A 7,368-nucleotide genomic window follows, 5' to 3' on the forward strand; every position below is an offset into this window, starting at 1 on the left:
GCTGATGAACCTCCTGTCGGGCGTCTACTCGCCAGATGAGGGCGAGATACGCATCGACGGCAAGCCGGTCACCTTCAACAACCCGCGCGAGGCGCAGGCCGCCGGCATCGCCACCATCTTCCAGGAACTGGACCTCGTGCCCTCGCTCGACGTGGCGGCAAACCTCTTCCTCGGCCGCGAGCTGATGCGGCCGGGCGGCATGCTCGACGTGCCGGCGATGCGCCGCGAGGCCAAGCAGCGGCTGGAGGCGATTGAGCTCGCCATCGATCCGGCGCGCCTCGTCGCCGACCTGTCGATCGGCCAGCGCCAAGTGGTGGCGATCGTCAAGGCGCTGTCCTATGCCTCGCGCGTGCTGATCATGGACGAGCCGACGGCCGCACTTACCGTCGGCGAGGTAGAGCGGCTGTTCGACATTATGAGGAAGCTCGCCGCCACGGGGGTCGGCATCGTCTACATCTCGCATCGCCTCGAGGAAGTGCCCGATATCGCCGACCGCGTGACGGTGATGCGCGACGGCCGCGTCGCGGGCATCACCGAGCCGCATGCGCCGCAGGCAGAGCTGGTGCGCCTGCTGGTCGGCCGGCCGCTGGACGAGCTTTATCCCGCGCGCGCCAGGTCGGCCGGCAAGACGCTGCTCAGGCTCAAGGATGCGAGCTTCAGGCTCGTTCGGGAAAGCGCCGGCTGGCAGCCGCCGCGCGGCATTTCGCTCGAGGTCAGGGAAGGCGAGATCGTCGGGCTTGCCGGTATCATGGGAGCAGGGCGCACCGAACTGCTCTCCGCGCTCTACGGCACCGGCCTTGCCGGCCGCTGGCAGGGCGAAGTCGCGGTCGACGGCAGGCCGGTGAAACTCGAATCCATCGACGCGGCGCGCAAGGCCGGCATCGCTTTCGTCACCGACGACCGCCGTGGCAGCGGCCTGATGCTCAGGATGGCGGTGGGCCTCAACCTGGTGATGTCGGTGATCCGTCGTATCTCGCCGGCAGGCCTGATGTCGCCGCGCCGCCAGGCGGAGGCCGTGAGGCAGTCCTTCGGCCAGTTCGATATCCGCCCGAAGAACCCCGACATCGCCGTCGGCGCGTTGTCGGGCGGCAACCAGCAGAAGGTGGTGCTGGCCAAGGAGATCCTCGGCAATCCGCGCCTGCTGCTGCTCGACGAGCCGACACGCGGCGTCGATGTCGGCGCCAAGGGCGAGATCTATGCCAGGCTCAGGGCACTCGCGGCGCAGGGACTGGGCATTCTGGTCGCCTCCAGCGAGATGCCGGAACTGATCGGGCTTTGCGACCGGATCGTGGTGCTGCGCCAGGGGCGCAATGTGGCGGAATTCATCGGCGGCGTAGACGAGCACACCGTGCTTGCCGCGGCAAACGGCAGGGAGGCCTGATGTCGGACCAGAAGATTGAGGGGACGGCCAATCCGGCAGTACCCGGCCGGCGGACCGCAACAGCGGCGCCAAAACATCGCGTCGACCCGCTGGCCATCATCGTGCGCTTCCAGAGCCTGATCGGCCTGGTGCTGGTGGCGATCGGCGGCGTCATCTTCTCGCCCCGGCGCCACGGCGAGATCCTGTTCCTCAACCCCGACAACATCGCCAACATCGTGCGCGCGGTGTCGGAGACTGGCATCATCGCCATCGGCATGACCTTCGTCATCATCACTGCCGGCATCGATCTCTCGGTCGGCGCGGTGCTGGGTCTCTCCGCCGTGGTGACCGCCACCATGATGATCTCCGGCGGCTTCGGCCTCATCGCCACCATCCTGGCCGTGCTCGTCATGGGCACCGTCTTCGGCATCGTCCAGGGCACGATCTCCACCCGCTTCCGGCTCGAGCCCTTCATCGTCACGCTCGCTGGCCTGCAGGCGGCGCGGGGTCTGGCGCTGGTCGTTTCCGGCAATCAGTACATCAACATTTCCTATGGCGACGGGCCGGGTCTCGCGCCGCCGGTATTCGCGGTGCTGGGCGAGCGTCTGTTCGACAACACCGTGCCGGTGGCGACCATCGTCTTCATCATCTTTGCCGCGATAGCCACGCTGGTCCTCAACACCACGCGCTTCGGCCGCTACGTCTATGCGGTGGGCGGCAACGAGCGCGCGGCGCGCATTTCCGGCGTGCCTGTGTCGATGGTGAAGATATCGGTCTACGCCATCACCGGCTTTGCCTCGGCGCTTGCCGGCATCGTGCATGCCGGACAGTTCAACTTCGGCAGCGCCAATGACGGCATGGGCTATGAACTGACGGCCATCGCCGCCGTCGTCATCGGCGGCACCAGCCTGTTCGGCGGCGCGGGCTCTATGGTCGGCACCGTCGCCGGCACCATCATGCTGGGTGCGCTGGCCAACATCCTTCAGCTCAACAACATCACCCCTGCCATGCAGCTGCTCGCGACCGCCGCGATCATCGTCTTGGCGGCAGTGCTTCAATCCCTCGTTCGCCGCCGCGAGGGTTTGGGACGATAGGAGGTCGGCGGCAGCATCCCGAAAGAGCAACCAAAGGTCTGGCACCGCGAGCCGGACGAGGAGGAGACTGAGCATGAGAACCACACAGAGAGGATTAAGCAGCGCGCTCAAAGCCGTGCTTCTGGCGGGCGCCGGCCTGTGCATAGCAAGTGCTGCCCAGGCGGCCGACCCGATGGTGAAGGCCTGCGCCAAGGACGGCCAGTTCATCATCGGCTTTTCGCAGGCCAACAACGCCGAGCCCTATCGCCAGCACGTCAATGACGAGCTGACGGCGGCCGCCAAGGAAGTGCCGGGCTTCACGCTGCAGATCGCCGACGGCGCCGGCAACGTCAACACGCAGACCTCGCAGGTCGACAATTTCATCACCCAGAAGGTCGACATCCTGTTGATCTCGCCTTTCGAGGCGGCACCCCTGACGCCCGCCGTGAAGCGCGCCATGGATGCCGGCATTCCGGTGATCGAGCTCGACCGCAAGACGGTGGGCGACCCTGGCAAGGACTACACGGCCTTCATCGGCGGCGACAATTTCAAGATCGCCGAGGAAGCCGGCAAGTTCACAGCTTCGAAGCTGCTGCCCGATGGCGGCGAGGCGGCGGTGCTGGAAGGCCTGCCGAGCTCGACGCCGGCGGTGGAGCGCCTCAACGGCTTCAAGGAAGGCGTGAAGGCGAACCCGAAGATCCAGATCGTCGCCGAGCAGGCCGCCGACTGGGTTCCGGATAAAGCCCAGACCGCCTTTTCCGCTATGCTGCAGGCGCATCCCGACATCAAGGTGCTCTATGCCTCGAACGACATGATGGCGGCGGGCGCGCTGCTGGCCGCCAAGGGCGCCGGCAAGGACGTCAAGATCATCGGCACCGACGGCTTGCCTGGCCCGGCCGGCGGCATCGAGGCGGTCGCCAAGGGCGACTGGGCGGCGACCTTCACCTATCCAACCGGCGCCAAGGAAGCGATCGAGATGTCGAAGAAGATCCTGCTCGACTGCGCGACCTCCGTCGAGCCGACGGTGACCGTGGACACCACCGCGATCACGGCGGAGAACGCGAAGGCGCTGGCCGGGAAATAGCTCCACAATCGAAACTGTTGCGAAAAGGCCTCCGAGAGGGGGCCTTTTTTGTTCGTAGGCCTGGCCCCTTCGCGCCAAGCCAAAGCTCTCATCGGTATCGCCATGCCGCGAATCTGTGTTAAGCGCGCCGCGCAACCAACCAAAGGACGACACAAGTGAGCGAACCGACCGTGGCCCAGGCGACCGAAAATATCTACGCCTCGCTCAAGGCGGACAATGCCGACATCGACGTCCATATCGCGACGCTCAAAGCGGCGCTGGCGCGAGAAGGGCTGAAAGAGGCGGTGTTCGATCCGGCCAAGTTGGCGCACAACAACCGCTCGGGCCGCAAGTTGATGCAGGCTTATTTTCGCCAGCGCGGCGTGACCGTGACGTTTCCGAGCTAGCGCTGCGCCCGGAAGACGTTGCAAAGGCCCCGCAAGGGGCCTTTTTTCGGGCCGTAGCGCGGCTTCGTGTGGCGGCCGGGGGGCAATCGCATATGGCAGCGCTGCCCCCGCTCCGTCTCGGCGCTGCGCGCCGAACCACCTCTCCCCCATTTCATGGGGCGAGGAACCCAAGATTGCCAAGGTCACGGCCTTCGGCGATTAGCGTTTCCTCGCCCCCGCCGAAGGTGGGGGAGAGGGGTGGCTCGGCGAAGCCGAGACGGAGAGGGGGAGCGCCCCATGTGATTGGCTGCCCGAGCCGGCATCGCTCAGGGCCGGGCTGCGCGGGCCGCCTTGTCCGTCAAACTCAATTACATGTCGCCGCGGTCTTCAAGGCCTGCGCACGGGAAGGTTCGGGCAAGGCCGCGATCCGTCGAACGGAAGCATAGAATCTTGGATAGTCGCCGGAACACAAATCGAACAGGCGAAGAAACGCCGGAACCCGTTCGCCGTAGACAGCAGTGGCGGCGAGCTTTGCGTTGTTGATCGGGGCATCGAACCAGGCATCGTATCTGCGGTATCCGGCCCATCGCCTATCGCGCATTTGCCGGTAGCGCATCCGCAGCCTGTCGATTGTGGCTGCCTTGGCAGCCGCCATCTGGTCCGGGGCACGGGGACTTCCATAGACCTGCCTCAACTCGTCCCGGGTTTTCGCTATCAGACCGAGAAAATCGGCACTGCGCTTGCGATTGGCCTCGTAGCGGCGCAATCCGGCGCGATTGCCGGTGGCGCGCAGCCATTTCCTCACGCCGGTGGTTTCGACGGCAACCGCGAAAGCCTCATTGAACGCGGAGTCATTGTTCACATAGATTTTCTGATGCGCCAGCTCGTGGAAAACAAGGCTTGCGAGATAGGTGTCGTCCTGACGCAGCATGGTGCTGAGCAGCGGGTCGCTGAACCAGCCCAGCGTGGAATACGCGGTGACGCCTGAGACATAGACGTCCAGCCCCTGTCGCTGCAGTCCGACAGCGCTTTCGGCTGCGGATTTCCGGGAAAAGTAACCCCGGTACGGAACGCAGCCGAAGACCGGAAAGCACCATGTTATTGGCGTAAGCGAGAATTGCGGCGCGGCAAAAACGGCAAAGGTCACAGAGTCCCGGCCGACGTCGACATAGCTGCGGTAGCTGCTGTTGTCGGGCAGCGTCAACTCGTCCGTGGCAAAGCGGCGTATGACGCTCGCCGACGTCAACTTGGCGCGCAATGCCTCCGGCGTCGAAGGATCACGGATCAGCTTCCCGACATTTCTGCGCGCCGCCATGATCTCAACATGGCCCTCCAACGACTGCGCGTAGTACGAAATGCTGGTGCACCCGGTCACGCCGGACGCCATGATCACAGCGGCAAGCAATCGAAAAACGCGCTTCACAGCTTGCCCACCGCTTGCTCATCTCCCCATGGAGCAAGTGCCTCATTTACCCCTAATGCATGTCGCCCAAAAGTGCGCAGCGGTTTTGGGGGAACGACATGCATCAAAACAAAGACTTAAAGCGCGTCGCCTGGCTCCGCTTCAGCGCGACGCGCTTTAAGTCTCAAACAGGCGCACCAGTCTTCGTCAAGACCTGGTGGGCAGCGGGTCGGACTTTCGAATTTGTAAGGATTGGCCATGTTCCATGCGCCACGCCGGCAAGCAAGGCGAAGGGTGCGCCGATGCCGGCTGCGCCGGACTCAAGCACCTCCTTGTTTAGCCAGATCGAGAAATCGATCGGCGAAGTTGGCGAGTGCGTTCCAGTCAGTGAATTCGTGATCGCGCTCGGAGACCGGATCGCCGCTCTTCATGACGACGAATTTGACGAACTGCTCCTGAAAGAAATCGTACTTGGTGAAGCGCAAGGCACCCCCAAGGAGGAGGGTCATGCCTGGCTGCCACCCTGTCACGGCGACGAAGCGATCCACGTATTTTTGAGCTTCCGCCTTTTGGTCTTCCAGCGCCGCCGAGAGACTGACGGATATGAAGGCCGAAGGCTTGGCGTTCAGCGCTTCGTGATGTGCAAACACCAAGTTCGTGACGGTTTCCTGGTGGTGCTCTTGGTGGACCGAGGCTGCAATGACGAACGCGTCGAAGTGTCCGAGCTTCAAATCGGATGTGAGCTCTGCGCTATCCACAAGCTCGACCTGGTGCCCGCGTTCGCGGATATGCGCTGCCGTCCGTGCGGAAATTTTCTCCGTCTGCCCTTCGGTCGTTCCATAGATGATCAGGACGTTCACGATGTCCCTCCGACAGCGGAAGAGACATTCATGGGGACAACCGATACGAGCCAGCCCGGCATGCCAGCACCTCAATGCTTCACAACAGCACCGCATTATAGCCCATGGAACGGGCTCCACGAACTGCTTTTCGCCGTGACGTCGGGGCTTGGAGCACGATCCTTGGCGCCGTGCTGGCCGAACGGATCGGCTTGCCAGGGTGGTGACAATCCGCTTTGCGCGTGCATTGCTTGCGCGGCAACCGACATCGACCTGGGAGAAGAGCCTTGTCCGAGATTGCAACCATCCTTTCCATCCTTGGCGTTTTCCTGCTCGGCGCGATGAGCCCCGGGCCGAGCTTCGTCGTCGTCTCGCGCATCGCGGTTGCCGGCGAGCGCACCGACGGCCTGGCGGCGGCGATCGGCATGGGCATCGGAGGCTTCATCTTCGCCACCATCGCGGTCGCGGGCCTGACCGCGCTGCTCGTGCAGGTCGCCTGGCTGGACATTTTTCTGCGCATCGCCGGCGGCGCCTATCTGTTGTGGATCGGCATCAAGATCTGGCGCGGCGCCAACGAGCCGATCGAGATCGCCAGCGATGCATCGGCGCGCGCCGGCTCGTTCTGGCGGGCGCTGCGCCGCGCGCTTCTGGTGCAGCTCGCCAACCCCAAGACCGCGATCTTCTACGCCTCGATGTTCGCGGCCATGCTGCCGGCCTCGCCGCCGCTGTGGATGCTCTTCGTGCTGCCGCCGCTGCTCTTCCTCAACGAATTCGTCTGGTACGCGGTCGTCGCCTTCGCCTTTTCCGCCAGCCGGCCGCGCTCGGCCTATCTCAGCACCAAGCACTGGATCGACCGCGCCGCCGGCGCCGTGGTCGGCGCGCTCGGCATCAAGCTGATGTGGGAAGGCATGGCCGCCGCGCGCCGGGGTTTTAGCGGGTGAGGTGACAAGGCGGAGAGCCAAAATCGCATAGGGTGCTCCCCCTCTCCGTCTCGACTTCGTCGAGCCACCTCTCCCCCACGTTGTGGGGGCGAGGAAACGCCAATCGCCAGAGTCGCGACCTCGCAGACCTTGGGTTCCTCGCCCCCATGAAATGGGGGAGAGGTGGCTCGGCGGAGCCGAGACGGAGCGGGGGCCGGCGCTGCCCTATGCGATTGCCGACCGAGTGGATGACTCGCTGCCGCGCGGAGACGGTGAAACTTTCTGATTTTCAGGCCGTTGTCGGCCTGATGTCAGAGACCAAATC

The 7,368-nt window shown here is 64.4% G+C and carries 7 protein-coding genes; 5 read left to right on the forward strand and 2 right to left on the reverse strand.

Annotated elements, in window-relative coordinates:
- From EOA29_RS19395 to EOA29_RS19410, 4 genes are all read left to right on the forward strand, one after another.
- On the forward strand, window positions 1–1,381 hold a 1,381-nt coding region (locus EOA29_RS19395), incomplete at its 5' end, for a sugar ABC transporter ATP-binding protein (RefSeq protein ID WP_145969709.1).
- On the forward strand, window positions 1,381–2,454 hold the full coding sequence (locus tag EOA29_RS19400; protein ID WP_126094495.1) for an ABC transporter permease: 1,074 nt from the start codon (window positions 1,381–1,383) through the stop codon (window positions 2,452–2,454). The genes EOA29_RS19395 and EOA29_RS19400, both read left to right, overlap by 1 nt.
- A gap of 73 nt (window positions 2,455–2,527) precedes the next feature.
- Entirely contained in the window at window positions 2,528–3,517 is a 990-nt protein-coding gene (locus tag EOA29_RS19405) for a substrate-binding domain-containing protein (protein ID WP_126094494.1), read from the forward strand.
- A 155-nt stretch (window positions 3,518–3,672) separates the two neighbouring features.
- Window positions 3,673–3,903, forward strand: coding sequence for a hypothetical protein (locus EOA29_RS19410; protein WP_126094493.1), 231 nt, complete (start codon window positions 3,673–3,675; stop codon window positions 3,901–3,903).
- Window positions 3,904–4,246: 343 nt separating this feature from the next.
- On the opposite strand, the gene EOA29_RS19415 is transcribed toward EOA29_RS19410, so the two are convergent.
- Both EOA29_RS19415 and EOA29_RS19425 read right to left on the reverse strand, forming a co-directional pair.
- Window positions 4,247–5,269, reverse strand: coding sequence for an aminopeptidase (locus EOA29_RS19415; protein ID WP_126095950.1), 1,023 nt, complete (start codon window positions 5,267–5,269; stop codon window positions 4,247–4,249).
- 335 nt (window positions 5,270–5,604) lie between these two features.
- Window positions 5,605–6,144, reverse strand: coding sequence for a flavodoxin domain-containing protein (locus EOA29_RS19425; protein ID WP_126094492.1), 540 nt, complete (start codon window positions 6,142–6,144; stop codon window positions 5,605–5,607).
- Between the two features lie 320 nt (window positions 6,145–6,464).
- On the opposite strand from EOA29_RS19425, the gene EOA29_RS19430 reads away from it, so the two are divergent.
- Window positions 6,465–7,064 carry a LysE family transporter gene (locus tag EOA29_RS19430; RefSeq protein WP_189350721.1) on the forward strand — a complete coding sequence of 200 codons (600 nt, stop codon included), beginning with the start codon at window positions 6,465–6,467 and terminating at the stop codon, window positions 7,062–7,064.
- Window positions 7,065–7,368 lie beyond the last annotated feature (304 nt).

The organism is Mesorhizobium sp. M1E.F.Ca.ET.063.01.1.1 (genome assembly GCF_003998155.1).
Classification (GTDB): Bacteria; Pseudomonadota; Alphaproteobacteria; order Rhizobiales; family Rhizobiaceae; genus Mesorhizobium.

Excerpts from the sequence above, each read along its gene's own strand:
- EOA29_RS19400 (WP_126094495.1), top strand. The coding sequence starts at position 1,381 with ATGTCGGACCAGAAGATTGAGGGGACGGCCAATCCGGCAGTACCCGGC.
- EOA29_RS19405 (WP_126094494.1), top strand. The coding sequence starts at position 2,528 with ATGAGAACCACACAGAGAGGATTAAGCAGCGCGCTCAAAGCCGTGCTT.
- EOA29_RS19415 (WP_126095950.1), bottom strand. The coding sequence starts at position 5,269 with ATGGCGTCCGGCGTGACCGGGTGCACCAGCATTTCGTACTACGCGCAG.
- EOA29_RS19430 (WP_189350721.1), top strand. The coding sequence starts at position 6,465 with ATGAGCCCCGGGCCGAGCTTCGTCGTCGTCTCGCGCATCGCGGTTGCC.